Source organism: Burkholderia sp. ABCPW 11, assembly GCF_001523445.1.
In the GTDB taxonomy this organism is placed as follows: domain Bacteria; phylum Pseudomonadota; class Gammaproteobacteria; order Burkholderiales; family Burkholderiaceae; genus Burkholderia.
Window position 1 is genome coordinate 1 of record NZ_LOVM01000047.1, and the last position, 1,649, is coordinate 1,649.

Genomic DNA, 1,649 nt, shown 5'->3' on the forward strand with positions numbered 1-1,649 from the left:
TCAGACCGCCCAGCACGAACAGCCGAACGCGCCCCAGAAGCCCTTCGCGTCCGACGTCGGCAACGCACTTGCCCATGCGCTCGCGTGCGCGTGCTGGGGAACGGTGCATGCATTCGCGCAGCCACACGCCGCGGCAGCCGCCGCCGCGCGCTGCAACGGCGCGCCGCTGCGCTGCGTCGCGCCCCAGCCGCCGTAGCCGCCAAACTCGCGCACCGGCGACCAGTCCGGCATCGCCGGCGGAATCGGCGCGTCGTGCGACGCGAACGGCCCCGCCCCCCACACGATCTTCCCGTCGACCACCGTCAGCAACGCGGTCGTGGCGGCGATATCGTCCTCCGCGCACGCGAAGAAATCGCGATCCGGGACGATCAGGTCGGCAAGCTGCCCCACCGCGATGCGTCCTTTCTTGCCTTCCTCGTTCGAGAACCACGTCACGTACTCGGTCCACATCCGCAGCGCCGTTTCGCGATCGAGCAGGTTGCGCTGCGGATACAGGCGCATGCCGCCGACCGTCTTGCCCGTCACGAGCCACGCGAGCGACACCCAGGGGTTGTACGACGCGACGCGCGTTGCATCCGTGCCGGCCGACACCTTGAGCCCCTTGCCGAGCATCTTCGCGACCGGCGGCGTCGCCTCCGCGGCTTGCGCGCCGTAGCGCTCGACGAAGTACTCGCCCTGGTACGCCATCCGGTGCTGCACCGCGACGCCGCCGCCGAGCGCGGCGATCCGGTCCATCGACTTCTCGGTGATCGTTTCCGCGTGATCGAAGAACCAGTTCAGCCCTTCGAGCGGGATGTCTTCGTTGACCTTCTCGAACACGTCGAGCGCGCGGCTGATGGTTTCGTCGTAGGTCGCATGCATGCGCCACGGCCAGCGGTTTTCCGCGAGCACGCGCACGACGCCTTCGAGATCGTCCTCCATCTGCTCGGGCAGGTCCGGACGCGCGACGCGGAAGTCTTCGAAGTCGGCCGCGGAAAACGCCAGCATCTCGCCCGCGCCGTTATTGCGGAAGTAGTCGGTGCCGTCGTGGTACTTGACGCTCTTCGTCCAGTTCACGAAGTCTTCCTTCTCCGCGTTCGGCTTCTGCGTGAACAGGTTGTACGCGATCCGGATCGTCATCTCGCCCGCGTCGTGCAGCTTGCGGATCACTTCGTAATCCTCCGGATAATTCTGCGATCCCCCACCCGCGTCGATCACGCCGGTCACGCCGAGCCGGTTCAGCTCGCGCATGAAGTGGCGCGTCGAGTTGTACTGATACTCGAACGGCAGCTTCGGCCCCTTCGCAAGCGTCGCGTAGAGAATCGTCGCGTTCGGGTTCGCGAGCAGCAGGCCGGTCGGGTTGCCGGCGGCATCGCGCAGAATGGTTCCGCCCGGCGGCTCCGGCGTGTCCTTCGTATAGCCGACCACCCGCAGCGCCGCCGCGTTCAGCAACGCACGATCGTACAGGTGCAGGATGAATACGGGCGTGTCCGGCGCGACTGCATTGAGTTCTTCGATCGTCGGCAGCCGCTTCTCCACGAACTGATGTTCGGTGAAGCCGCCGACCACGCGCACCCACTGCGGCGCGGGCGTCACGGCGACCTGACGCTTGAGCATCTCCATCGCGACCGCGAGCGACGGCACGCCGTCCCAGCGCAGTTCCATGTTGT

At 67.0% G+C, this 1,649-nt stretch carries 1 protein-coding gene; it reads right to left on the reverse strand.

Going from position 1 to position 1,649, the window contains the following annotated elements; genetic code table 11:
- Positions 1–1,649: amidohydrolase (locus WS61_RS20215; protein ID WP_059502822.1), on the reverse strand; the 1,649-nt coding region annotated here is incomplete at its 5' end.